At 55.1% G+C, this 25,516-nt stretch carries 23 protein-coding genes and 1 pseudogene; 19 read left to right on the forward strand and 5 right to left on the reverse strand.

Annotated features, from left to right (window positions below; all coding sequences use genetic code 11):
* The first annotated feature begins 537 nt into the window (after positions 1 to 537).
* Both Enr10x_RS24550 and Enr10x_RS24555 read left to right on the forward strand, forming a co-directional pair.
* Complete coding sequence (locus tag Enr10x_RS24550; RefSeq protein ID WP_232093121.1) at positions 538 to 3,642, forward strand: PSD1 and planctomycete cytochrome C domain-containing protein; 3,105 nt, start codon at positions 538 to 540, stop codon at positions 3,640 to 3,642.
* Positions 3,643 to 3,688: 46 nt separating this feature from the next.
* Complete coding sequence (locus Enr10x_RS24555; protein WP_145451682.1) at positions 3,689 to 5,122, forward strand: DUF1501 domain-containing protein; 1,434 nt, start codon at positions 3,689 to 3,691, stop codon at positions 5,120 to 5,122.
* A gap of 76 nt (positions 5,123 to 5,198) precedes the next feature.
* Here the strand turns inward: Enr10x_RS24555 and Enr10x_RS24560 are convergent, their stop codons facing one another.
* The gene (locus Enr10x_RS24560; RefSeq protein ID WP_145114154.1) at positions 5,199 to 6,143 is read right to left on the reverse strand and encodes a sugar nucleotide-binding protein; all 945 of its coding nucleotides are present in this window, start codon (positions 6,141 to 6,143) and stop codon (positions 5,199 to 5,201) included.
* A 634-nt stretch (positions 6,144 to 6,777) separates the two neighbouring features.
* On the opposite strand from Enr10x_RS24560, the gene Enr10x_RS24565 reads away from it, so the two are divergent.
* The 10 genes from Enr10x_RS24565 (at position 6,778) to Enr10x_RS24610 (ending at position 14,680) form a co-directional block, all read left to right on the forward strand.
* Positions 6,778 to 7,788: a hypothetical protein gene (locus tag Enr10x_RS24565; RefSeq protein ID WP_145114152.1), complete on the forward strand. Its 1,011-nt coding sequence runs from the start codon at positions 6,778 to 6,780 to the stop codon at positions 7,786 to 7,788.
* 85 nt (positions 7,789 to 7,873) lie between these two features.
* The gene (locus tag Enr10x_RS24570; RefSeq protein WP_145114149.1) at positions 7,874 to 8,173 is read left to right on the forward strand and encodes a hypothetical protein; all 300 of its coding nucleotides are present in this window, start codon (positions 7,874 to 7,876) and stop codon (positions 8,171 to 8,173) included.
* 285 nt (positions 8,174 to 8,458) lie between these two features.
* Complete coding sequence (def, locus tag Enr10x_RS24575) at positions 8,459 to 9,049, forward strand: peptide deformylase (protein ID WP_145451683.1); 591 nt, start codon at positions 8,459 to 8,461, stop codon at positions 9,047 to 9,049.
* Positions 9,050 to 9,173: 124 nt separating this feature from the next.
* The gene (fmt, locus tag Enr10x_RS24580) at positions 9,174 to 10,166 is read left to right on the forward strand and encodes a methionyl-tRNA formyltransferase (protein ID WP_145114146.1); all 993 of its coding nucleotides are present in this window, start codon (positions 9,174 to 9,176) and stop codon (positions 10,164 to 10,166) included.
* Between the two features lie 128 nt (positions 10,167 to 10,294).
* A complete protein-coding gene (locus tag Enr10x_RS24585; RefSeq protein WP_145114144.1) occupies positions 10,295 to 10,624 on the forward strand; it encodes a hypothetical protein in 330 nt (109 codons plus the stop codon).
* 95 nt (positions 10,625 to 10,719) lie between these two features.
* On the forward strand, positions 10,720 to 11,550 hold the full coding sequence (locus Enr10x_RS24590) for a DUF1570 domain-containing protein (protein WP_232093122.1): 831 nt from the start codon (positions 10,720 to 10,722) through the stop codon (positions 11,548 to 11,550).
* 148 nt (positions 11,551 to 11,698) lie between these two features.
* Entirely contained in the window at positions 11,699 to 12,562 is an 864-nt protein-coding gene (locus Enr10x_RS24595; protein WP_145116533.1) for a UbiA-like polyprenyltransferase, read from the forward strand.
* 101 nt (positions 12,563 to 12,663) lie between these two features.
* A complete protein-coding gene (gene mqnE, locus Enr10x_RS24600) occupies positions 12,664 to 13,809 on the forward strand; it encodes an aminofutalosine synthase MqnE (RefSeq protein WP_145114140.1) in 1,146 nt (381 codons plus the stop codon).
* Between the two features lie 30 nt (positions 13,810 to 13,839).
* Positions 13,840 to 14,253 (forward strand): VOC family protein, encoded by a 414-nt coding sequence (locus tag Enr10x_RS24605; RefSeq protein WP_145114138.1) that lies wholly within the window; start codon positions 13,840 to 13,842, stop codon positions 14,251 to 14,253.
* A 238-nt stretch (positions 14,254 to 14,491) separates the two neighbouring features.
* Entirely contained in the window at positions 14,492 to 14,680 is a 189-nt protein-coding gene (locus Enr10x_RS24610) for a hypothetical protein (protein WP_145114136.1), read from the forward strand.
* Between the two features lie 341 nt (positions 14,681 to 15,021).
* Here the strand turns inward: Enr10x_RS24610 and Enr10x_RS24615 are convergent, their stop codons facing one another.
* On the reverse strand, positions 15,022 to 17,031 hold the full coding sequence (locus Enr10x_RS24615; protein WP_145114134.1) for a coiled-coil domain-containing protein: 2,010 nt from the start codon (positions 17,029 to 17,031) through the stop codon (positions 15,022 to 15,024).
* 191 nt (positions 17,032 to 17,222) lie between these two features.
* On the reverse strand, positions 17,223 to 17,549 hold the full coding sequence (gene trxA / locus Enr10x_RS24620; RefSeq protein ID WP_145044304.1) for a thioredoxin: 327 nt from the start codon (positions 17,547 to 17,549) through the stop codon (positions 17,223 to 17,225).
* 492 nt (positions 17,550 to 18,041) lie between these two features.
* Here trxA and Enr10x_RS24625 point away from each other — a divergent pair, with 492 nt between their 5' ends.
* Entirely contained in the window at positions 18,042 to 18,992 is a 951-nt protein-coding gene (locus Enr10x_RS24625) for a hypothetical protein (protein WP_145114133.1), read from the forward strand.
* 49 nt (positions 18,993 to 19,041) lie between these two features.
* Positions 19,042 to 19,680, forward strand: a complete 639-nt coding sequence (gene purN, locus Enr10x_RS24630) for a phosphoribosylglycinamide formyltransferase (RefSeq protein WP_232093124.1) — start codon at positions 19,042 to 19,044, stop codon at positions 19,678 to 19,680.
* Here purN and Enr10x_RS24635 read toward each other — a convergent pair.
* Together Enr10x_RS24635 and Enr10x_RS24640 are read right to left on the reverse strand one after the other, a co-directional pair.
* Complete coding sequence (locus Enr10x_RS24635) at positions 19,677 to 21,035, reverse strand: multicopper oxidase family protein (protein ID WP_145114131.1); 1,359 nt, start codon at positions 21,033 to 21,035, stop codon at positions 19,677 to 19,679. The two genes, purN and Enr10x_RS24635, sit on opposite strands and share 4 nt — an antisense overlap.
* Before the next feature lie 47 nt (positions 21,036 to 21,082).
* The gene (locus Enr10x_RS24640; protein ID WP_145451684.1) at positions 21,083 to 22,588 is read right to left on the reverse strand and encodes a TolC family protein; all 1,506 of its coding nucleotides are present in this window, start codon (positions 22,586 to 22,588) and stop codon (positions 21,083 to 21,085) included.
* Between the two features lie 501 nt (positions 22,589 to 23,089).
* Here Enr10x_RS24640 and Enr10x_RS30565 point away from each other — a divergent pair.
* From Enr10x_RS30565 to Enr10x_RS24660, 5 genes and pseudogenes are all read left to right on the forward strand, one after another.
* Positions 23,090 to 23,254 (forward strand): annotated as a pseudogene (locus tag Enr10x_RS30565) (DeoR family transcriptional regulator); the annotation flags it as partial.
* A 48-nt stretch (positions 23,255 to 23,302) separates the two neighbouring features.
* Positions 23,303 to 23,845, forward strand: a complete 543-nt coding sequence (locus tag Enr10x_RS24645; RefSeq protein ID WP_232093477.1) for a DeoR/GlpR family DNA-binding transcription regulator — start codon at positions 23,303 to 23,305, stop codon at positions 23,843 to 23,845.
* A gap of 53 nt (positions 23,846 to 23,898) precedes the next feature.
* Positions 23,899 to 24,609 carry a phosphate propanoyltransferase gene (gene pduL / locus Enr10x_RS24650; protein WP_145114128.1) on the forward strand — a complete coding sequence of 237 codons (711 nt, stop codon included), beginning with the start codon at positions 23,899 to 23,901 and terminating at the stop codon, positions 24,607 to 24,609.
* 128 nt (positions 24,610 to 24,737) lie between these two features.
* Complete coding sequence (locus Enr10x_RS24655) at positions 24,738 to 25,037, forward strand: BMC domain-containing protein (protein ID WP_145114126.1); 300 nt, start codon at positions 24,738 to 24,740, stop codon at positions 25,035 to 25,037.
* Positions 25,038 to 25,174: 137 nt separating this feature from the next.
* A complete protein-coding gene (locus Enr10x_RS24660; protein ID WP_145114124.1) occupies positions 25,175 to 25,444 on the forward strand; it encodes a BMC domain-containing protein in 270 nt (89 codons plus the stop codon).
* The last annotated feature ends 72 nt before the right edge of the window (positions 25,445 to 25,516 follow it).

A 25,516-nucleotide genomic window follows, 5' to 3' on the forward strand; every position in this document is an offset into this window, starting at 1 on the left:
CGATCTGAACTTTGCGTTGCCGGCAGCAAATTTCAGATGGCAGTACGGTATCGAGTTAGTGTGAAGATCTTTCCTTTCGGTCTGTTAAGAGGAGATGAATAATGTGTATCAGAATGAGACAAAACGGCACTAGTGTTAAGGTTTGTTAAATCTGCGGCGAGGATTTGAAGGGGATCTTCATAAAAAGTGATCCGTTTCTGGCTGACATTTTGAGGCAAAACTTGAATTCTCCCTGTCTGCCTCCGTATAATTATTTCAGAACCGTCAGGCAATCCACCCTCCAGGCCTGGCTCTTAAGTCACCTGCTCAAATGGTTTTAGGTTAAACATTGGGCTACCCCACTTTGGGTAAAGTGGCGGACCGGTATTCACTCGTGTCTGTTTTGAGATGCGAGAATCCTTCCCGTTAACAAAAAAACGCCGGTGGGCAGTTTTTGTGACCAGGTCTGTCCTGATTGTGAAGCACCGCCTCCCTCGTTGAATGCTGACGGCTGCGATTCTCGGCTCACAATCATCGACCGAAAGCAGGATTATGGTCATGCGAACGTGCTCGCTTTGCTTGTTGTCAACTCTGGCTCTGATGGTCTGTCTGTCGAATGCGCTCCATGCAGGGACTGATGCTGCGACTGCCACAGAACTTGATTTCGCTTCCGATATTCGTCCCTTACTTTCCGATGCCTGCTTCGCCTGTCACGGTCCGGATGACGAACATCGTGAGGCCGAACTGCGCCTGGATCTGAAAGAAGGTCTGTTCGGGAAGTCGAGCGAACAGGCGCTGATCGTGCCGGGAAAACCGGAGCAGAGTCTGATCTATCAGCGCCTGACGACCGACGATGAAAGCCTGCGAATGCCCCCCGTCGATTCCGGCAAGAAACTGTCGAAAGCCGACATTGAAAAAATCCGTCAGTGGATCGCAGCCGGTGCCCCCTGGGCTTCGCACTGGGCCTTTCAGACACCTGTGAAACCAGCGGTTCCCCAGGTCAGACAACAGTCGCTGGTGCAAAATCCGATCGATGCGTTCGTCCTCGAAAAACTGGAACAGCAACAGCTGACTTTTTCGGAACCCGCGGACCGCACAACACGCCTGCGTCGTTTGAGTCTCGACCTGATCGGTCTGCCTCCTACGATTGAAGAGGTCGATCAGTTTGTGAACGATCCGAGTCCTGAAGCCTGGCAGAAACAGGTGGCGCGTCTGCTCGCTTCACCCCATTACGGCGAGCGCTGGGGACGGCTCTGGCTTGATGCCGCCCGCTATGCCGACTCGAACGGCTACGAAAAAGACGCCCCCCGCAAAGTCTGGCTCTATCGCGACTGGGTGATCGATGCCTTCAATGAAAACAAACCCTACGATCAGTTCATTGTGGAACAGATCGCCGGTGATCTGCTGCCCCACGCGACACAGGATCAACAGGTTGCGACCGGTTTCATGCGGAACTCCATGCTCAACGAAGAGGGGGGGATTGACCCTGAAGAGTTTCGGATGGCAGCCATGTTCGACCGCATGGATACCATTGGCAAAAGTGTGCTGGGGCTGACGCTGCAGTGCGGACAGTGTCACACGCACAAATATGATCCCCTGACACAGGAGAACTATTACCAGATCTTTGCCTGCATCAATAACTCGTATGAAGCGAGCATCCGCGGCTACACCGATGAAGAACAGCAGCAGCTCACCGCGCTCTTTCAGAAGATCAGACGAATCGAAGAGGCACTCAAGGCGGACCGGCCCGACTGGGCAGCGGAAATGGCGGCCTGGGAACAACGCGTGAAACAGCATCAGCCTGAATGGAAAGTCATGCAGCTGACGAATATCGACAGCAATTCACAGCGTTACTTTGAGCAGCCCGATCATTCCCAACTGGCGCAGGGGTATGCACCGTCGCGTTTCACCTCGAATTTTGAAGCAACCGTCGATGCCTCCAAGATCAAGGCGATTCGCCTGGAGCTGTTGAACCATCCCAACCTGCCCGCAGGCGGTCCCGGCAGATCCGTCGAAGGTTTATGTGCGCTGACGGACATCCGGCTGAGCATCGAAAATGCCCAGGATCCGAAACAGAAATCAAACATTAAGTTCGTAAACGCTTCAGCCGACTTTGCCAACGAACGCCAGCAGCTGGGTACGAAATATTCTGATAAGCAGGACAAGCGGGGCTTTATTGGCCCCGTGGACTACGCCATCGATGGTGACAACACAACTGCCTGGGGCATTGAGGAAGGACCGGGGCGGATGAACCTGCCCCACGAAGCCGTCTTTAACGCTGAGAAACCCTTCGGTTATCCGCAGGGTACAAAGCTGAAGATCAGCCTGGTCCAGATGCACGGGGGCTGGAACAGTGATGACAACCAGACGATGAACCTGGGTCGTTTCCGGATCTCGTATACAACCGCGGATAATGCGGCAGCGGACCCGGTGCCGGACCAGATCCGGGAACTGTTGAAGATCCCCGCAACCCGAAGAACAGCCGCAGAACAGGGGGAAATTTTCAGTTATTGGCGCACGCTCGTCCCACAGTGGAAGCCCCAGAACGACCAGATCGCCGCACTCTGGCAACAGCATCCCCAAGGCACCACACAGCTGGTCTACAAAGAACGACCGGCGCCGCGCGAGACCCATCTGCTCGAACGGGGGGATTTCCTCAAACAGAAACAGCAGGTCGAACCGGGGGTTCCCGATTTTCTCAATACGTTGCCCCAGGGAACCGAAGTGAACCGCCTGACCTTTGCCCGCTGGCTCGTCGATCGACAGTCTCCGACAACGGCCCGTGCGATTGTCAACCGCGTCTGGCAGGCGTACTTCGGTCAGGGGATCGTTGCGACCAGTGAAGACCTGGGTTCCCAGGGAGCCGCTCCCACGCATCGCAAGTTGCTGGACTGGCTCGCTGTCTGGTTCATGGATGAAGGCTGGGACCTGAAAAAACTGCACACGCTGATTGTCACCTCCCGCACCTATCAGCAGTCGTCCCGCGTCAGTCCCGAACTCTATGCACAGGATCCCTACAATCGACTTTACGCCCGCGGTCCCCGTTATCGCGTCGATGCGGAACTTGTGCGCGATATCGCGCTGCAGGCCAGCGGTCTGCTGAATCCCGAAATCGGTGGTCCTTCGGTCTATCCGCCTGCACCGGCTTTCCTGTTCGAAAAACCGGCCAGTTACGGTCCCAAGACCTGGAAGATTGAGCAGGACGACGATCGCTACCGCAGGGCCATTTATACGTTCCGCTTCCGTTCGGTCCCCTATCCCATGCTGCAGGCGTTTGATGCCCCCAATGGCGACATCGCGACGGTGAAACGCAACCGCTCCAATACGCCGCTGCAGGCCCTGACCACGCTCAACGAAACCCTGTTTATGGAATGTGCCACGGGACTGGCAGAGACGACGTTAGCCAGCGGGGGCACCACCGATGCGCAACGAATCGATACCGCGTTCCGCCGCTGTGTCTCGCGTCATCCCTCTCCAGACGAAAAACAGTTACTCACAAAATTCCTGCAGAATCAGCGTCGTTACTTTGCCGATCACCCGGAAGAAGTCAAACAGCTGACCACGACGAAACAGACAGACCAGGCTGCCACTCCCGAGCTGGCTGCCTGGGTCGCGCTGTCTCGCATTCTGCTCAATATGGACGAAACCATCACCAAAGAATAAACAGCAACCCCGTTGTTCTTGCTCCTGAAACCGACAGGTGACAAACATGAATCAAATATCCCATCCCGCACATCCGATTGCCCGACGCTGGTTCCTGCAGCAATGCGGCGTCGGCCTCGGAGCGATCGCAGCCACGCAACTGCTTCAGGAGTCCGGCTACGCAGCGACGAAGTCCGCAACCGGTTCACAGGACTCGCTGGCTCCCCGAGAACCGCACCACTCTCCCAAAGCGAAGAACATTATTTTCCTGTTTATGGGGGGCGGCCCCAGCCATCTGGAACTGTATGACAACAAGCCGGTCCTCAGCAAATTCGATGGCAAGCTGCCTCCCGAAGATCTGCTCAAAGGCTACCGGGCTGCCTTCATCAATCCGCATTCGAAATTCCTGGGCCCGAAATTTAAATTCAATCGGCACGGCGAATGCGGCGCGGAGCTCTCCGAAATTCTGCCCCACCTGGCGGAAGTCGTCGATGACATCGCCATCATCAAGAGCATGAAGACTGACGCCTTCAATCACGCCCCCGCCCAGATACAGGCCCTCACCGGTTCCCAGCTGTTCGGCAAACCGAGCCTGGGCGCCTGGACCATTTACGGGTTGGGCAGCGAATCGAAGAACCTGCCCGGCTTCGTGGTCTTCAGTTCCGGCAATAAGGGGCCCAGCGGAGGCAGCTCCTGCTGGGGCAGCGGTTTTCTGCCGACCACGCACCAGGGAGTCATGTTCCGCGGGGGGCAGGAGCCGGTGCTCTACCTCAAAAATCCCCCCGGTGTTTCCGGCAAACTGCAGCGTGATTCGCTCGATACGCTCAAAGCACTCAATCAGCGGCACCTGGAACAGGTGGGCGATCCCGAGATTGCCACCCGCATCAATTCCTTTGAGATGGCGTACCGCATGCAGGCCAGTGCACCCGATGTGATGGATCTTTCGCAGGAAACCAAATCCACTCTGGAACTCTACGGGGCAGAACCGGGTAAGACCTCCTTCGCGAATAACTGTCTGCTCGCCCGTAGACTGGTCGAACGGGGCGTTCGCTGCGTGCAGCTGTTCCATGAATCATGGGACCAGCACGGCGGCCTGGTCAATGGACTCAAAAACAACTGTAAAGCCACCGATCAGGCCTCTGCAGCGCTGATCAAAGACCTCAAACAGCGCGGCCTGCTCGAAGATACCCTCGTGGTCTGGGGGGGCGAGTTCGGTCGCACGCCCATGGTGCAGGGGGGGAGTGACGGACGCGACCACCATCCCAACGCCTTTACCATGTGGCTGGCCGGAGGCGGGATCAAAGGGGGCACGACCATCGGTCGCTCCGATGATTTCGGCTTCAACGTGATCGAAGACGAAGTTCCCGTTTACGATCTGCACGCCACCATTTTGCATCTGCTGGGGCTCGATCCGCACCAGCTTTCTTTCCGCTTCCAGGGACTGGATCAGAAACTGATTGGCGTCAATCCCGCCAAAGTGGTTCAGAAAATTCTCGCTTGAATCACAACCTGAAAAACAAAACCCCCTGGTGATTTTATACCAGGGGGTTTATTTTTTGTTTTCAGTCAGGTTCGCGTCAAGCGGCGATTTCCTGTTCGTAGTAACGGGCCGGTTCGTCATTCAGACGATTCAGGTAGCCGTTGCTCTGCTGGTCGAACAGCCGCTGCAGGCCATCATCGAGCATTGGCATGGAGATGCTCAGAGCCCGGCGGATTTTACGGGTGTGCAGTGAGGTTTCACCCATGGCAAAGCTGGTCGGCCGTTCGTTCATCACGGTGGCACGGGGCAGGACCGGAACGGTCAGTTCAAAGGTCTTGGCCAGACGTTGTACGAATTCCAGCGGGCTGATGCGTTCGCCACCCGCGACATGGAATGTGCCCGTCAGACGTTCCTGGTAGGCATGTTCGATAATCGCCGCCAGATCGGTGGCCAGCAGCGGAGTGCCGTGCCGGTAGCAGTCCAGGTCCGCATAGGAACCATCCTGTAACGACTGCACCAGTTTCTCGACCTGACCTGCACCATAAGCGGCCGGAGTCCAGCCAAAAACATTGGTGCGAATGATCAATGTATTATTGCAGAGGCTGACTTCACGTTCGATCGCCCGGATCAGTTCGGCTTCGGGGCTTTCACACAATCCCTGGCAGTCCTCTTCGTGGAACATCCAGGGGCCGGTGAAGATCGCGTCGGAAGAAATATGAGTAAAGCGGGCTGAATGCAGTTCCGCTGCACTTACCCAGTTACGCGCTGCCAGCACGGGATCTTTCGTGGAAAATCTCGCAGGTTCAACCGACCAGGAAGAATGAGCGGCGACTCCACAATAGACGACCCAGTCGGGACGGACGAGGGACAGCCAGTGTTGCGCTGTCTCGATATCATCCTCCTGGTAGGTATGTGTTTCGCATCCCTGCAGGGAAACTGGTGTAGCTGAAGTTAATCCGACAACCCGATATCGACTGGATAAGCAGGTTGCAATATTTGCTCCGGCAACCGTATCAAGTCCAATAACCAGAACTGTTTCCACGCCGCGCCTCCATGCTTAGACGTTGTTGTATTTCTGTCAGTAAACTCTAGATCTAATCTGCTTTTAAATTTCGCGTCCCATCAAAGTTTGATGGGCTCCGTCGCGTCTTGACGGGCAATTCAAAAGCCGGTCTCACAAATCAATCCATTTGATTCGCGAGGGGCGGATTATAGAGGGGACTCCCGATTTTCACCAACCCCAATTTCAGAGAGAATTTTTGCAACCGATTTCGCTTGTCTGTTACGCGGGGTGGAGAGCGGCTTGCATCAATAATCGCCGAACCATTTTCAGTTCGGTAAGGCTTTGCAGCGATCGTGATGCGACCTTTTCAGAGCAGTCTTCAGCACAGAAACCCAAAATATTTTTTAAAAAGGATCGAAAATCAGAAAAAAGATTAAAGGTTTTCCGTTTCGACGCTTTCTTCGTATTGACCTCGATTTCAAAAGTGAATATCTTCCCGCCTCACATTCGTGATCACTGCGCCTGGTTCACAGGCAGATCACACACCTCCCACACTGATTCCCATCAATCGATTTCCTGTTTCACTTCAGTATTGTCAAAGTCGTGTTTCACCCACTCTCAAGTTGAAACACAACGCGACACTATATTAGTTCTTAAAAAAGACGATCCAACCATGTCTGTTTCGCGCCAATTACCGGATTACCCGATTCTGCTGTCAGGAGTAGCTGCTCCTGTCGCGAAGGGATTGCGCGAAATGGGTCTGCCTGTAACAGAGCTCCACGATGACCTGGCCCAACTCTCAGGCTATCAGTCATCCAGCTGGAACCTCTTGCTGGTGGGTTCTCAAAAAACATTCAATGAACGAGATTTACAGTTGCTCTCTCACTGTCGAATCCCGTTGGTTGACCTCGCAGAATTCACCAGTCAGAAAGCAGAGGCCAGGACCCGGGACGAACTGAATCAGAAATCAACGTTTGGTATCGAACAATTTAATGCCGCGTTTGTGATTCGACTGAAGGATAAATTACAGCAGACAGGCGGCACCTGGATGCGCTTAAGCGATTATCCTTATCCCTACCAGGGCGTGATTTGTTACGGCGAAGCCATTCCCGGTGAGGACTTCCGCGAGTTTTCCAACGTCATGAGCCCCTTGCCCGTGCCGCTGGAACAGCTGCATCTGCATGCAGAGGCAGACTGGGAGGCCCGGTCAAATACAGAAACAGCGCGGCAGTTACGCGTGGACCTGATCAGCAGCTACCGTCAGGGACTGCCGGTCTCACTGACCTCAATCAATTCGCGCAACGAATTCCAGACACTGCTGCAAAACATCAAGCTGGACCGCAAACAGTTTCCGCTGGTCTGGGTAACTTCTCTTTCCACATTTTTCCGCTGGTGGAATCTGCGTCGCGAACTCTCCGTGAGTATCAACCGCAGGAACGCCGGCTGGGAAACGATCATTTCCGGTCAGTTCGAAGGCTTTCACCCCGGACTGCAGATCTGGAAAGGAAAACACTCGGCAACGGTCGCGCTCACGCGGGGAGTCAATGAAATCAGAGACGAACTATTGGCACTGGCGATGAACCAGGAACGTCATCCCGGTGGTTTTACGGCTCATTGGGCCGGCTCAAAATCGAGCGTGTACCCCATCGGCTGGAAAAAAACGGCGGCATCGGCCGCCTCTTAATCGGACGAACTATTCCACATCAAAGACTGATAATCTGCGATTGAACTTTTCAGTCGCAACTTTGTAGAAGAAAAGGATTGAACTCATGAAACGTTTTGGAATTACCATGCTTGGTATCGCATTGATCGCCCTGACAACAGGTTGCCAGTGTGGACGTTATGGCAGCTGCGGCAGCTGTAACTATGGTCCCTCCATGGCACCGGCAATGCCTTTCGGCGGTGGTGGCTGCTCCAGTGGAAACTGTGGCGTCGGTGCTCCGACTTATGCACCACAGGGAGCCTACAATACTTATGACACCTATCAGTCCACAGCCGCTGCTCCTGTCATCCAGGGATCGGTTCCGACCACAGCGTCTGCTCCTCTTGATCCGCTGCCCATGTATTAAGATGCATACGGGAGCGACTGTGCAGGAGCGTCTGGTCGTCTCGGCCTGAGACGGGTCGACAGACACGATACTTTCGTGGTCTGCGCCGATGGCTGACCAGACGCTGGAAAAAACGCGAACAATGCCATTGTTCGCGGGGATAAGGATTGTATCTCTCGTTCGGCCTTGATATACAGTTAGTTATGTGTTCTGCGTCCTTCCCTGCGCACCACGGGCAACGGGACTGATGCGCTCAAACGACAGAAATCTGGACTGTGTATCATACCCCGCCGGGTACATCAAATTATGGCTGCGTTGCAAATCGTCAATTATCCCCATCCCGCCCTCCGCTGGAAATCCAAACCGATCAAGAGTATCTCTCCCGAGCTGCGCGATATCGTACGAACCATGTTCGAACTGATGTACGAAGCCCGCGGGATTGGTCTGGCAGCGAATCAGGTCGCGCTTCCCTATCGCCTGTTTGTGATCAACCTGACTTCCGACCCCGGCGAAAAAGAGGAAGAATTCGTATTCATCAACCCGGAGATCACCAAACGCAAAGGGACCGCCGAAGGCGAAGAAGGCTGTCTGAGCCTGCCGCAACTGTATGGCGATGTGAAACGCTCCGAAGAAATCACCGTCGAAGCGTATGACCTGGACGGGCAGCTTTTCGAAATCACCCTCGATGACCTCGCTGCCCGGGCCGTGCAGCACGAATACGATCACCTGGAAGGCGTTTTGTTTCCGGATCGCATGGTCGAAACTAAGAAACAGGAACTGGAAGCCCAGATTGCCGATTTCGAATCGCAGTTTCGTCATCAGCAGCAGCGGGGTGAATTCCCCTCCAATGAGGAAATTCGCAAACAACTGGCCCAGCTCGAACTGGAACTGGGCTGACCAGCCGAACTTCAGCAATTGATGCCGTGTCTGCCCGGTGAAAACGTCCTGGCAGCCTTCGCTGAAAATTGATCTCGGCCCGTCGTCAGCAACCCGGTTCTAACTCACATTGAGGAGATTTCTCGTGCCTTTAAAAGTTGTCATGATGGGAACCGGCACTTTTGCGATTCCCGCATTTCAGGCGCTGCTTGATTCAGAACACGAGGTGCTGGGGCTCTACACTCAGCCCGATCGGACCGGACGCGGACACCATCGCCACAAGAATCCGATGAAAGAGCTGGCGCTGGAGCACAACATTCCCGTCTTCCAGCCCCCCAAAATCAACACTCCGGAATCACTGGAAGAACTCGAGCAGCTGCAGGCAGACGTCTACCTCGTCGCCGCTTATGGTCAGATCCTTTCGCAGAAGCTGCTCGATCTCCCCCGCTGTGGCGCCTTCAACCTGCACGCCTCGCTATTACCGTACTACCGGGGGGCTGCCCCGATTCTGTATGCGATCCGTGCCGGGGAAACCCGCACCGGAGTCTCCGTATTTCGTATCGAACGCACCCTCGATTCCGGCCCGATCGCCGGCATGGTTGAGACCGAGATTGGCTCCAAAGAGACCACCGGTCAGCTTCAGGACCGGCTGGCTGATCTCGCCGCCCCCCTGGCCATGCAGTTACTCACAGACATCGAAGCGGGTACCCTCGTCGAAACACCGCAGAATCACGAGGAGGCTACTTTCGCGCCCACACTGGACAAGCAGGTCGGTTCCATCGACTGGAGTCAGACGGCTCAGCAGATCGCCTGTCACGTCAGAGCCATGCAGCCCTGGCCCAGCCCCTTTTCCTTTCTCCAGCATCCGGGGCAGGATCCCCTGCGTTTACAGATTCTCGATGTTGATCCGCTCACAGCAGAACAGACGGAAGCGTTGTCCTGCGAGATCGATCCGGGGCAGGCTGCTCCCGGAACGGTCGTTTTCGCGAATCCAAAACGCGTTGTCGTCAGTACAGGTCAGGGGCTGCTGGAGATCAACCAGATTCAGCCCCAAGGCAAACGGGCCATGCAGGTTAGCGATTTCCTCTGCGGTCGGAAAATCCATCCGGGCGATCTTTTTGGCGAACCGGCTGCGTAACCTGTATTAATGTGTAGTTTTCTCGGCTGAATCCGCAAGTTCACTCTTGCCGCATTTCCCGGTTTCTGAGATGATCCCGCCCCTGATTGACAGGCGAACCTGATTAACGACACAAGGAAGTGAGTAAGATGCGCCGAATCGTAGCCGCTTTGATTTTCATGATGATCGGAGCGGGTGGCATGTATGCCGCGTTTGAAGTTCATATCGTACAGTCAAAAGAGGGCTGGCACCTGATCCCCAAGTCAGAAGCCGGACTCTATGACACCTACGCAGACATCAGAAAATGGCAGGCAACGACCTGGAAAGACCATCCGCGGTTAGCCCAGTCTCTGATTGATAATGGAAAAGGCAATCTCATCATTCAGTCCGCCTCGAATGGATTTTTCGACGGGCTGTTTCCCAGTTCAAGTAAAAAACGGTCCGCCGCCAACCCGGAAACGTCCCAACAGCGTTTATAACTTTGTTCTACTGTTAGATACCATCCCTGCAAACTGAGACCCAACTGCTCACCGTGAAAACAGAATTCTCCGTCAGCCCGGATCAGGCTCCAGACATGATGTCGTGGCCCGCATTCAAAGCGATCGCTTTGAATGTCTGTCTGGTGCTGTGTCTGTTCTCGGCTCAAGGGTGCCGGACGGTAGCAAAAAAACAGGCCGTCCATCTGCCCGCGCAGCACAGTGTCAGCGCCGAGCAGCTGATTGTCCTCAGCGATTTCAAACTGGGGCAGGAACACCCCCTGTTTCAGGATCTGATCAAGCTTCGCGAAGACGTTGCCGCGACCCTGAATATTCCCCTCAACAGTGAGCAGGTCACCGTCTATCTCTTTTCCAACCAGGAAGAGTATCGGAATTATCTCGATCTGACCTATCCGGGTCTGCCTCCGCGACGCGCCTACTTTGTCGGCACGCCCAAAGAGCTGGCCGTCTACACCTTCTGGGGCGATCGGATTCAGGAAGACCTGCGGCACGAATTTACGCATGGACTGTTGCACGCGAGTCTGAAGACGGTTCCGCTCTGGCTCGATGAAGGGCTTGCGGAATACTTCGAGGTCGCCGGCAATACCCCCGGTCAGATCAACCGGGATCACGCCTCCCGCCTCACCGCCGCGCTCAACAACGGCTGGAAGCCTGATATGAAACGCCTGGAGCAGCTGGAAAAAGTCTCCCAGATGCAACGTGTCGATTATCAGGAAGCCTGGGCCTGGACGCATTTCATGCTCAACAGTACGCCGGAAGCCCGGGACGCGCTCCTCGCCTATCTCGCGGACCTCAGGACCAACGATGATCCCGAAGCCCTCAGTGCCCGACTGCCCCGCGATATTCCCGGCGTCGAGGATCGGTTCGTGAATTACGTCGCCTCGCTGAACACTTTTCCCACCCGCTAAGTCGAACAGAGGCCCATTCCTGCTCTGTCGCCCGAGTTTCCCGGCTCACTGACTTGGGTGCCTCGCGCTGATCAGCTAAGATGAGGCCAGCGATCGTATCGTGAATGAACCCCGACCGCTCAATCCCTCCTCTGACGAGATGAAATCCATGCTGGCCCGACTGCGCCTGATGCTCGAACTGATTCGCTTCAGCCATACCATCTTTGCCCTGCCGTTCGCGCTGCTCTCTGCTGTACTGGCCTGGCGGGGACGCACCGTTCGCTGGCAGGAACTGGTGGGGATTCTGCTCTGTATGCTGTTTGCCCGCTCAGCCGCAATGGCCTTCAATCGCCTGGTGGACCGTGACATCGATGCGCAAAATCCTCGCACCGAGGGGCGGCATCTCCCTGCCGGACTGATCAGTGTCCGCGCGGTGACCATCTTTACCATCCTGACTTCGCTGGCGTTTATCGCCTCCACACTCCTGTTTCTGCCAAATCGCTGGCCCCTCTACCTGTCGGTGCCGGTCCTGCTCTTTCTGCTCGGATATTCCTACGCCAAACGGTTTACCATCTGGTGTCACTACTGGCTCTCGACGGCGTTAATGCTCTCTCCCCTGGCGGCCTGGATCGCCATTCGGGGCTCGCTTTCGCTGGAACCGGTTCTGCTCGGTGCGGTCGTTTTCTTCTGGGTCGGCGGTTTCGATATTATCTACGCGTGTCAGGATGTCCATTTCGATCAGGACAAGCGGCTCTCCAGTATCCCCTCCCGCTGGGGCATCAAAAAAGCGCTCCGCTTTGCCATGTTCAGCCATTTTATGACCGTCGTCTGCCTGTTCAGCCTCTGGTACGTCGCTGCCCTGGGAATCCCTTTTCTGATTGCGGTTTTCGCCGTCGCCGGACTGCTGTTGTATGAGCACCTGCTGGTCAATCCCGAGGACCTGGGACGCGTGAATCTGGCCTTTTTTCACGTCAATGCAGTGATCAGTATTGGTTTGTTCTTTGTGGGATTGATCGATGTCTGGCTCGCATAAGCGGCCCTGAACCGTCATAATAAACAGAGGTCCCGCTGCTCAGGCGGCGGGTCTGAATCCAACCCAAACTTCAAACGCGAAACGAATCAACAGACAGTCTGATGAATCTGAATCAAAACGAACAGGAACAGCTGGAAACCATCACCCGCAAAGTCGAAGCCGGCGAACGGATCAGCTTCGATGAAGGCGTTTTTCTCGACGAAAAGGTCGATATCCTGACGCTGGGAGGCCTGGCGAATCAGGTCCGCGAACGGAAAAATGGGAACTTCGCGTTCTACAACACCAACATCCATCTGAATCCGACCAACGTCTGTGTCTACCGCTGCAAATTCTGTGCATTCCGGGCCGACCTCAAATCGGACCGCGGTTACACCTTCACCGAAGAGATGATTCGCGAACGCGTTCAGGAAGCTCGTGCCACCGGTGCCACGGAAATTCACGTCGTGGGCGGACTGCATCACCAGAAAAAGTTCGACTGGTACCTGGATGTCGTACGGACCATCCACGACGAATACCCCGAACTGCACATCAAAGCCTGGACCCCCGTGGAGATCAACTGGTTCAGCTTCATGACCAAAAAGCCGACCCGCTGGGTCCTCGAACAGATGATGGAAGCCGGACTCTCCAGCATGCCGGGCGGGGGAGCGGAGATCTTTCATCCTGAAGTCCGTGAACAGATCTGCGAGCACAAAGCCGACGCCCAGAGCTGGATCGACATTCACCGCGAAGCACACAACCTGGGACTGCGGAGCAATGCCACCATTCTCTATGGTCACTACGAACAGGCAAAGCACCGCGTCGACCATCTCTGTCGCCTGCGCGAACTGCAGGATGAAACCGGCGGCTTCCAGACATTCATCCCGCTGGCCTTTCATCCCGAAAATACCGGGATGTCGGAAATTCCCAAAGCGTCCGGTTTGACCGACCTCAAGATGATCGCCTTGTCGCGGATCATGCTCGACAACTTTGATCACATCAAAGCCTACTGGATCATGCTGGGCGAAAAGACCGCACAGACCGCCCTCAGTTTCGGAGCCGACGACCTCGACGGGACGGTGGTTCACGAATTGATCTACCACGATGCCGGTGCCAAAACGCCGGAAGGCCTGACCGTCGAGCAGCTGCATCGACTGATCAAGGAAGCGGGCCGGATTCCCGTGGAACGCGATACCCTCTATCGGCACATCGTCCGCGATGGTGCTGCCTGGAGTGTCGGGGAACCGATCCTGGCCTCATCCGCCTCCTGATCAGCATCCTTTGAGAAGAAAGAACAATCCATGACCGATTCTGCCCCCACGCAAAGTCTGCAGGTTCAGGCTTTTGATCATATCACGCTCGTGGTCAAAGATCTGGAAGCCTCCCGGAAGTTCTACGTCGATTTCCTGGGCATGGACCATGTGCCCCGGCCCGCATTTTCCTTTGAAGGGCACTGGTACCAGATCGGCGACCAGCAGATTCACCTGATTCTCGAGCACGATCAATCTGGGGCAGCCGGTCAGGCCGACGTGGAACCGAACACCCGCACACATCATTTCGCCTTTCAGGTCAAAGATTCAAAACAGGCCTATGAACAGGCGCTGCAGCAGGGGATTCCCATCGTTTCACCCCCCAAATCCCGACCGGATGGGGCGATCCAGACCTTCGTCAACGACCCGGACGGCCATATCATCGAGCTTTGCTCACTGGGCTGAACCGCTCCAATACGGTGCCGGCTGGCACTGTTGTAACGGTTTTTCAGGCCTCGCTGAGTGCACCAGGACACGGATGATCCTTTCGTCGAACGAGTTCCCAGAATCGACTGGAATTTCCACCAGTTGTTAGGCTATACTTGGAAAGACAGTGCTCACTGTGGGTTATTTCAAAAAAATGAGTACACGACATCCATCAAGCAGACAGCTTTTGCAGAGGTAGAGAGAGACGAGGATCTTAATGTCGGATGCACCCAAAAAAATGATTATGGGCTCGATGGCCGCTTCCGGAATTGTGGCCGCCCTCGCTCTGGCTGATATCGCCATTGGTGTCCCCTTCCGGGGCAGCATGATGATGGACATCATGTTCCTGGTCTCGGCCGCCCTGGTACTGTTCCTCTGCTGGGACGCCTGGAAAGACCTGAGTTAAGCGTTTGAGTTTCTAGCCCTGATTGCGCAGGGCCAGCTCTGCTTCTAAATCATATGTTTCCATTGAGGGTGGCACAGTTGGCTTGCCAACAGTGCTCGGATAATCAACTCCATCCAAGTCAATTTTCCCTCAGACCGGGTAAGCCCGAATGCAATTCGGGCCGAGCGTAGCGAGCAGGAAACTGACAGTGTTGCATACATGCCAGGGGAACCCGGTGATCTCTCCCCAATCGTGTATCGACCAGTAATCAAGATCAAACAGCCGGGGGCCACTGTTGGCTTGCCAACAGTGATTGATCAACTACCTCCACATAAGGCAAATTCCCCGACTCTGACAAGACACTAACCCTGATCGTACAGGTCCAGCTTCGTTTCCGAGTCCGAATTCTCCGGCGATTCTACCGCTTCTGCCTCCTGCGAAACATCCGCTGCTTCAACTTCCTGCAGCGGCGGCTCAGGCATGTCTCCTTCAATCCCCGTCAGGTCTGTCAACTGCTGCAACAGTTCGCGAATGATATATTCGGCCTGAACTTTTTCCTGCAACCACAGTTCCCGTTTCTGTCCCCAGGATGAATCGCGCGCGGCCAGTTGCTCAGCTTCAAAACGCAACTGCTCACTCCGCAGACGAAGTTGCTCGTCCCGTTCCGCGATCCACTCCGACAGGGCCTGGCGCTCCTGGCGGAATTCGTCACGGTGCCGATGGAACAGTTCCTGCGAATGGTCCAGTTCCTGCCGCTCCACGGACAGCGATTCGCGCAGTTGCCGGTAATGGGAAGCCAGTGCGTCGCGGGCTTTCTCCAGTCGCAGGCGGGCCGCTTCCTCACCCTCGGCCTGGGTCAGCTGTGCCCAACCTTCTTCCAGCGCCAGTCGCATTTCCAGGGTGCCCCGGTGTGTCTCTTCCACTTCCGCCCGCAGGGTATCCAGTCGCTCGCGGCGGCGCTCCAGGTTCTCTGCATGCAACGCCAGCATGTCGTGTTGGCGGCGTAATTCCGCCTTCTGCGCCTCGCGCTCCTTGCGCCAGGCTTCGTATTCGTCCGTCATCCGCTGTTTCTGATTCTGCTCAAACCGCTCGACAGAACGCCGCAGTTCCATGTGCAGGTAGCGTTCCTTGCTCAGCGACTGTTCGCGCTGCTGCAGCAGGTCGCGGAAGCGGTCCAGCTGTTTCATGCGGAGCAGGTGAATGCGTTCGTTCTGTTCGTGTTGCTGCTGCTGGATCTGTTGCTGCCGCTGGAAGTCATGCTGTTCCTGTTCGACCTGTTTCCGCAGCCGCAGCAGGTGGTTCTCCTGAAATTTAATCCGGTTCTCGATCAGCGTCCGTTTCTGCTCGAACTGATCCTCCCGCGATCGGTACTCGCGCTCCAGGTCCTCGCGTTGAATGGTCAGCTGGTGTTCGATTTCTTCCGAGCGGATCACGAAATCCCGTTCGCGTGTCTGCAGCGCCTCTTCCTCGGCACGCCGCTTCGATTCCCAGTCGGCCTGGCGGGTTTTCAGTTCCAGTTCGAATTTTTCCTTACGGGATTCCAGCTCCGCTTCGACTTTGCGGATCGTTTCTTCCTGCAGCTCCCGCTCCCGTTTCAGATGATTCAGTTCCGTCTGACGGACGCCCCGCCATTCCTCCTGATCGTGTTCCAGCTCACGCCGCTGTTCGGTCAGTGTTTCCAGAACCTCTTCGCGAATCCGCTTCCGCTCGTTGATCAGATCCAGTCGCTGGCGTTCCAGTGATTCCCGCTGTTCTGCAAATTCGGTCAGAATCAGGTCGCGCATTTCACCGCGTTCCTGTTCGAGCCGATCCTGGGCTTCGAATACTTTTTCCTGCTCGCGCTGGACCGTTTTTGCCAGCTTCTCGCATTCTACCGCTTTGCGGATCAGTTCGGTCTCTTTATCGCGGATGCCGGCTTCCCGTTGGTCGTATTGTTCTTCGATCTGCGAAACCCACATCCGGATCTTGCGGCGTTCATTATCGATTTCACTCAGCTGACTGTTGAGGGTCTGTTCCCGTCGACTGATTTCCGCGAACTGCGTTTTCAGATAATTCGCGATCTCACCCGCCTGGGTTAACAACTCGGCACCCGTCAGAGAAGTCCCTGATTCATTTGCACCGTCGCTCTGGGTTTCACCCGCGCCGGCTGCATGTGCCAGACTCGCTTCCAGCGCAGCCTGTTTCTCGGCACTGAAACTGGAGTCTGTCCCTGGAACAGAGGGGGACTGGCTGGGCGGAGTATCCACACGTCGCTGGATTCCCTCAGGACCGGGCAGGGGATGTGATTCCTCAGGCTCGGACGCGGGAGGTTTAAAACCTGCAAAGGAAGGGGGAGTCTGAGATTTCTGATCCGGGCTGGTTTCTTCGCTCATGCCGGGATTCCTTTCCCTGAGAAGCGTCTGACTGAGGCTCCTGCTTTACATCACTGCTGTGAAATCCCTTTCCACAAGACAGTCTGTAGTGACAGGCAGGCACGTCGGTTCAATGACAAAAAGGGCAGAAAGGAAGGATGTCCTCCACCTCTCTGCCCACATGAAATTTCAAACCACACAATGAATTGTGGTTACAGCTGGCTGTCGAGTGAAGCAGCAAAACGTTCTTTGGGAGTCACACCCACAAACGTTTCGACCACTTGACCACCTTTATAAAGCTTTACGGTTGGAATGGCGCTGATACTGCTTGCGGAAGCAATGCCCGGATTTTCATCCGTATTCAACTTTCCAACCCGCACGCGGCCTGAATAGTCGCTGGCAATCTCTTCGATGGTTGGCATCATCATCTTGCAGGGGCCACACCAGGGGGCCCAGAAGTCGACTAATACAGGTTCAGATGCTTCCAAAACTTCAGACTGGAAGTTGGCATCAGTAAATTCCAATACGTTTTCCGCCATTACTGGTTGTCTCCGTTACTATTTGGATTCGGTTGGTACTTTAAAAAAGCAATGAATATTAAGTTGACTGTCAGTCCCTCAATCCTGAATAGACAGGTAATCGGTGCCAGCCGAGCACGCCCACAGGCGCGCGGGCCATTTCAGACAACGTTGAGTCATTCCAGGTCTGACAAGAGACTACCCTGCAATGACATCACTGGTACGCTCAAGGATCGGACACACCCTCAAGAATCACAGTAGAAAACTCCAGTTGCGCTCATTCAAATTCTAGGGAATTATAGAGATCCTCTGTTTTGTGTCAATGCTCTCTCTGAAGCATTAAATGACAAAAACTCTTATCAAATAAGGGATTACGCCACGCAGTCTGACTCGGCGGCGAAATAATTTAAGCTCGACAAATTGACCACGGGTCGACAAAATAGGGTTCAGAGGCAATTGCCATAATACTGTTATATTAAACAACTTAATGAAGTGAAACCCTGGGAGCAAAATATGCCGTCTTCTCTCCGATTCCGGACGCTCGTCGGACTGGTCAGTCTGCTTGCTCCACTGACGCTCCAGGCAGAGGATGCGACCGGCGAAGATCCTTTCAAACCGTTTTCCGAACAGCTCAAACCGTCGCTGTTCAACGAAGTGCAGGATAAAGCCCTGGGCGGCGTGCTCGACGATGAAAAAGTGCTCTACTACTACGTCCTCAATCACCTCCGTGAGACCACGCTCAAAGATCAGAAACAGGGGGCGGAATTCAATCTGCAGAACCGCCGATCCGAACTGAAAACGTTTCGCGAACATCCGGAACTCAAGCTGCCCCTCTTTCCCGATATTTTCAAAAACATGAATCGCTGGAAAGGGCGCCTGGTGACTTTGACCGGTCGGGTCCGCAAGCTGGTGCACTATCCCGCTGACGAAGACAACAAGTACGGCATTAAAACGCTCTACGAAGCCTGGCTGTTTACCGACGATTCACAACAGAATCCCGTTGTGGTGATTTGCACCGATGTTCCCCCCGCTCTGAAAGACGGGCTCCCCAAAGGGACCGATGTCATTGACCACGTGACCGTGACCGGTTACGTTTTCAAAATGTACCTGTATAGTGCTCAGGATACACAGCGGGTCGCACCACTGGTCCTCGCGCAGCGGCTCGAATGGACGCCCCCCAAAGTCGATGAAACGGGGGGGCAACTGTTTGTGCAGATCCTGGGTGCCACGTTTGTGCTGTTGATGGCAGGCGTTGGCTTCATGTTGTGGCGCAACAGTCAACGAGATAAAGAATTCCGGGAGAAACGCCTGCAGACAAGTGAGGGAGAAGTCAGCTTCGACCAGCTGCAGTCTCCCACCGAAAAAACACAAACTGCTCCCGGACAGGAACCGTCGGCGAAAGGAAACTCCGCTTCGACCGATGCGGAATCGGAGTCGTCCAAACCCGAATCTCCACAGTCCTGAACTACAATACTGAAACAGAAACCATTTCAACTGTATGAATGCGGATTTGATGACCTCACCTGTGCTGAATCGTCCCTTAAAACTGGCCGTCCTGATTTCCGGCGGCGGAACCACACTCACGAATTTCCTGGAAAAGAAAGCCGCCGGTCAGCTGGAGATCGAGGTTCCCCTGGTCATCGCCAGTCGTCCCGATTGTGGCGGCATCGCGAAAGCGGAAGCGGCCGGCCTGAACTGTGAAGTCATCTCACGCCGCGATTACGAGAACATCGAAGCATTCAGTGCCGCGATCTTTGATCGCTGCCGGGCCTGTGAAGTCGATCTGGTCACCCTCGCCGGATTTCTTTCGTTAATCCATATCCCCGACGATTTTCTGCACCGCGTGATGAATATTCATCCCGCACTGATTCCGTCGTTCTGCGGACACGGCTATTACGGCCACAAGGTTCACGAGGCGGTCGTGGCACGAGGCGTCAAGGTCAGCGGCTGTACCGTGCACTTTGCCGATAATGAATACGATCACGGCCCGATCATCGGGCAGATCGCGGTTCCCGTCAAAGGGACCGACTCCCCCGACGATGTCGCCGCCCGTGTCTTTCAGGCCGAATGCGAACTCTACCCCGAAATGCTGCGCCTGTATGCCGCAGGAAAAATCAAAGTCGTCGATCGACGGGCCATCATCGCCGATTAAAGCGTCTGGCTGCCCGGCGGAGGCCCTTTTGGCGAACTCGAATACGGCGGGATCGGTTCATCGGTATTCATCACTTTGTCGTACAGCTCCGGAGGCAGCACCCGCATCACCGTGAACAGACCATGCACGCCGTGATACCAGCCTTCCCGCATCCCCTGCGTCTCGCGTCGGCTGGTCAGTTTGTGAATGTCTTCCGGTGTCAGTGGTGCGCTGGACATCATCTGCGGAAACCCGGGAACGATTTTTTTCGCGTGTTCCATTTTCTCCCGCACGATCGGACCGACCTGCGTCACCATGTGATTCATCATGTGGTGAAACATATGGCAGTGCAGCACCCAGTCTCCCGGATTGTTGGCGATCAGTTCGACCTCACGCGCCTGCGCCACACCGACAATCACCGTGTTGCCCGGAATCCACGCTGACTCGGGAATGCGGCCCCCTTCTGTCGCAGTCACCCAGAACGTGTGCCCATGCAAATGCATCGGGTGCTGGTGCAGCGTGCTGAAATTCAGGAAGCGGATCCGCACCCGTTCTCCCAGTTTGCAGACCAGCGGCGTCGTATAGGGACCACAGCGCCCATTGATCGTCAGGAAGTTCCAGTCCATCGAAGTCGTGTTCGTGATACTGGCATTCGGCATCATGGAAAACTGCTGTGTCATCAGCATGAAGTCCCGATCCACAACCGGGTCATAAGCCTTTTTGGGGTGAATGATGAAGGGCACCACCATCCCGATCGCTTCCTGCATCGCGACATGCGGATGTAGAAAGTAACTTCCCTCCTGGTGCACGTCGTATTCATAGACGAACGTCTCCCCCGGCTTGATCAGGTTCTGCGTCACCGCCGGAATGCCGTCCATGTAGACGGGCAGTTCCATGCCGTGCGAGTGCAGGGTTGTCGCTTCGGGCAGATCATTCTTGAAGATAATCCGCACCCGCTCTCCCTGGTACATCTCCAGCACCGGCCCCGGGAACTCCCCGTTATAACCGTAAGCGTCCATCCAGATGCCCGGCAGCACTTCGCGGCGGACCGGCATCGCATGCAGATGAAATTCCCGGGCGCCGTTGACGATCTTTCCGCTCGTCGTTTTCAGGTCCGGGGCGATGATACCCACTGGCGGTTCTCCCGGCTTTCCCAGCCCGGGTACCAGCTTGCCCCGATCGGTCGCACTGCCGATGGGACCACCCAGACCCGGATGCAGCCGGGGGTAACCGTCGTTGTTGCGATCCGGGTTCTGCTGCTCGGTTGTGGAGAAAGAGTCGTTCTGCTGGCCCAGGACAGAATGGGCTGCGAACAGACCGGCTGTCGCAGCTGCTCCTTGCGCCAGAAAATTTCTGCGATCATGGGGAGTTGTCATCGTTCCTCTTTCATCAGGCAAAAGACCCTGTTAAATCGTTCGTAGCCTTACCGGGGTTTGGGAACCGCATCGATATGCCCGCTGCCCATCGGCGCCGGCGGAATAGTCAGCCCCCCCGTCAGCAGCATCCCGCGAATCGCCACTTCCGTTTCCTGGTTCTGTAACTGGCTGCGGATGTAATCCTGCTGCAGGTTCAAATACATCTTCTGTGCCATCAGCACATCCATCCAGGCGGCCCGGCGCTTGTAATAGCTGTCGTGCATGACTTCATAAGCCTGCTTCGCTTTGGGCAGCATCTTGTCTCGATATGTCTCTACATGCTGGCGGGATGTCCGGTAGTCTCGGTAGGTATTGGAAAGCCTGCTCATCAGCGACAGTTCCAGTCGTTTCACGTTGGCACGCGACTGATTCAGGTCTGCCTGCGCCTGGTCCACGGTCCCCTGGTTGCGGTCAAAGATCGGAATCGGCAGGCCGACTGACACACCCGCGACCGAGTTATTCGTTTCGTAGTTATGGCCGAAGTCGACACTCACGAGCACGTTCGGAATCGGCTGGACTTTTTCCCGTTCCACTGTGATTTCGTCATGCTGCACGCGTTCCCAGGCGGCGACGATTTCCGGGCTGCACTCCAGCAGCTGGTTCAGCATCGTATTCCAGTCCAGCGGTTCGTTTTGAGGTTCCAGCGAACCGACGAGGGTCGTGCATTCCAGTTCCGGCGTACCTACCATCGCTACCAGTGCACGCCACTCTTGTTCCAGGTCATTCTCAGCCGTCTGTTTATTGAGACGGGCCCGGTGCAGATCCACTTCGGCCTGTAACAGTCCCGCCTGGTTCGTCTGTCCCAGGTTGAACATCTCCTGGTGGGTCTGCAGATTGTCTTCCGCATTCGCCAGCAGCTTGTCCTGAACCGCCAGTAACTGCTGAGCCGCCAGGGTGCGGTAGTAATGCGTCTGCACATCATTGAGCACCCGCGTGCACTGCGCCTGCAGGTTCGTTTCCGCGATCCGCATCTGCTGTGTCCACTTGGCACGACTCAACTGCAGTTTGCCTCCGGTGACAAATTCCTGGGAGACAAAACCACCCTGTAATTCCCCGGCGGTTCCTTCAATGCCGATCTGGTCGCTCTTGTATCCCATCACCGGATTCAGTCGCAGACCTGCCTGGTAAGCGGCGCCGCGTGCTGCTTCGACCTGGGCATCGGCTTGAATCAACGTCGGGTTGTTTGCCTGGGCCAGCGATTCCAGGTCTGCCAGAGAGAGGGAAGCGTAGTTATCTTGCGTGGTTGTACCATCGGGACTGGGGGGCAGGGGGGCTTCGAACTCCGACAGCGCCAGCTCGACCGGCTCTTCATGCGCCACCAGTTTCGTGTCCGCTTCCGGTAGATCGTCCGCTGCAGAAGCGGGCTCATCTTCCAGGGAAAGCGTGTAAGCAGCTTCCTGTTTCTCAGTCGCGGGAGTTTCACTTTTCCGGGACAGGTAGGCAGCGGGACCAGCCGCACAGCTGTAGAGCGTGCACGTAAGCAGCGAAACCGCTATCGAAGATGTTACTTTCACCCTGGTCCTCCCTGAGTCTGATTCCACGCGATCCTCGCGCAGTGTTGCACATGAAAAACCATCGGCGGCAGATCGGGCTCCGATTGTCCCGAATTGCCGGGACCAGCAGCAAATGTGCAGATCAGAATCGTTGAAACCGGGTAACCGGGAGAACTGCTATATCCGGTTCGACTGTCGATGACCGGAATTCAAGGTGAAGAAACGGAGAATTCAGCCCGGGGAGCGGCCCCCAAATGCGTCTCAAGTCTCGATTCTGTAGTAAGTTTGGGGCAAAGACTTCGGTCAGACTGGGCAGGCAGGGGCAACTTTAGCGAATTCCGCTCTAAAATGAATGTTTGCTTTAGGAAAAATGAAGTCTCTAGGAAATATCAAAACAACTGACAGTTTTTGATTGAAAATGAAATATATTGAGTGTATTTTGAAGATATTGATTGAAAGGTAGCGCTTAGAGAGGCATATTCTTTAGGGAAATAGATCGTCTCAGGAGGAGTTTGCATGTCAATGTTACTTGACGAAAGACGGGAAAGCATCCTAAAGATTGTTGAAAACAAGGGATTTGTGTCCCTTGTGGATTTGATGGATTCTGTCGGTGCCTCGGAATCTACGATTCGGAGGGATTTGGAGTATCTTGACGGAATCGGTCAGATTCGACGCACTCGTGGTGGCGCTGCTTACGTGGGAGAGTCATTATCCACGTTTGAAGATCGGTCTTTTATGTCATCCAGGCAAAAAAGGCTGGTTGCTCAGGCTGTGGCGGACATGATCGCTCCCGGAGAGGCTGTGCTGATGGATGGAGGCACAACCACTCTTGAAGTCGCTCGTCAACTGGCGGGCAAACAATTACAGGTCGTCACCAATTCACTGCCGATCGCCAATCTGCTGGTCAACCAGCCCAAGGTCGATCTGATGCTGATTGGAGGCTTCCTGTTTCCCAAGACCGGCGTCGCTCTGGGGAAGACGGCTGTGGAATCGCTGAAGAGCGTCCATGTACGTCGCCTGATCATCAGCGTCGGCGGAATTACGGAAGACGGGCTGTATAACAGCAACATGTTACTGGTGGAAACGGAACAGCAGATGTTTGCTGCTGCAGAAGAAGTGATCGTGGTGACTGACAGTACGAAATTCGGGCATTCGGCTCTGGCCTATCTCTGCCCGCTGGAGGATGTCGATCACATCGTCGTGGATGACGGGATCACGGAAGAATGGCAGCAGGTGATCCGTGACGCCGGTATCAAACTGACGATTGTCGAAACCTGACAATCTCCTGAATCGATCATCGATACCATACAATAAAATTGAGATCAGATATTATGACACAACTGAAAAATTCCATCTCTCGCTCGCAGGTAGAACAACTGGTTCGTCAGGCTTTATCTCAACAACTCCCGGGCACATCAGCCCCGGGAATGCAGGTTGCACCGAACCCCCTGGTTGTGAATATCTCGGCACGACACGTGCATCTCTCTCAGGAACACCTGGAAGTCCTGTTCGGCAAAGGCTCTGAACTCGAAATCCAGAAGGACCTTTATCAGGAAGGCTATTTCGCCGCCACGCAGACCGTGGCCATCGTCGGTCCCCGTCGCCGGATGATTCCCAACGTTCGTGTCCTGGGACCCTGTCGAGGTGAAACACAGGTCGAACTGGCCTATACCGACTCAATCTCTCTCGGACTGGAACTCCCCGTCCGCATCAGTGGCGACATCAAAGGGACCCCCGGTTGCGTTCTGATGGGACCCAAAGGGGTCGTCGAACTGGAATACGGCGTCATCCGGGCTGCCCGTCACGTTCACATGTCTCCGGCTGACTGTGCTTACTACGGTTGTGCCAACGGCGACAGCCTGCACCTGCGGGTCGATTCCCCGGGTTGCACGACCGTTCTCGAAGATGTGGTCGTACGCGAAAATCCGGACGTCAAACTGGAAGTCCACATCGATACCGACGAAGGCAACGCCGTCGATCTCGATCATGCGACTTCCGTCAAACTCTACATTCCGGAATCCTGCAAATGCAAACACAGCTGATCCTCACGGGGTCAGCAACCGGTGCGTCATGCGGATGCACCGCTTAATTCCTGTTGCGGAGCCGGGTACCGGTTCCGTAGAAATCACAAACTGTTTTTTTCACTGTCTCTAACAAGGAGAACTGACTCATGGCGAAAGCAATGGAAGCCCTGGGAATGGTAGAAACAAAAGGGCTGATCAGCCTGATTGAAGCTGCCGATGCAATGCTCAAAGCAGCCAACGTACAGATGATTGGCTGGGAAAAAGTTGGTAGCGGTCTGGTAACCGCATTTGTCGTTGGCGATGTCGCTGCCGTCAAAGCTGCTGTTGACGCCGGTGCTGCTTCTGCCAGCAAAGTTGGCGAAGTCGTCAGCGTGCAGGTCATTCCTCGTCCTCACGAAGAACTGGCTAACGTACTGCCCGGCAAAACCGCCGCTGCCAAGAAGTAATTAACGGGTTCTGAACTTTGACAGCTGAAGTCCCTGAATCTGAACGCTTTGAGGATGAACATAACCAGTTGACGTTCAACTGGTATGAAGCAACAGAGAATTCAGCTCAACCCATTACATTGAAAGAGAATAAAATAATGAGTTCTGAAGCAATTGGTCTGATTGAAACAAAAGGTCTGGTCGCTCAAATTGAAGCTTCCGACGCCATGCTGAAAGCTGCCAACGTGACTCTGGTTGACCAGATTCAGATTGGTGGTGCCTTCATTACCACCGTGATCCAGGGTGATATCGGATCGGTTCGTGCTGCTGTTGACGCGGGTGCTGCTGCTGCTTCTCAAATCGGAGAACTGGTTGGCGCTCACGTGATCGCACGCCCCTCCGAAAGCCTGATGTCAAACTTTATCTAAGAAACGTACTGTTGGTTCTTCCCGGAGTTCGCCGTTGGACTGCGGGAAAGGGAAGTCGAAACACCAGTCTTT

It is taken from the genome of Gimesia panareensis, assembly GCF_007748155.1.
Lineage (GTDB): Bacteria > Planctomycetota > Planctomycetia > Planctomycetales > Planctomycetaceae > Gimesia > Gimesia panareensis.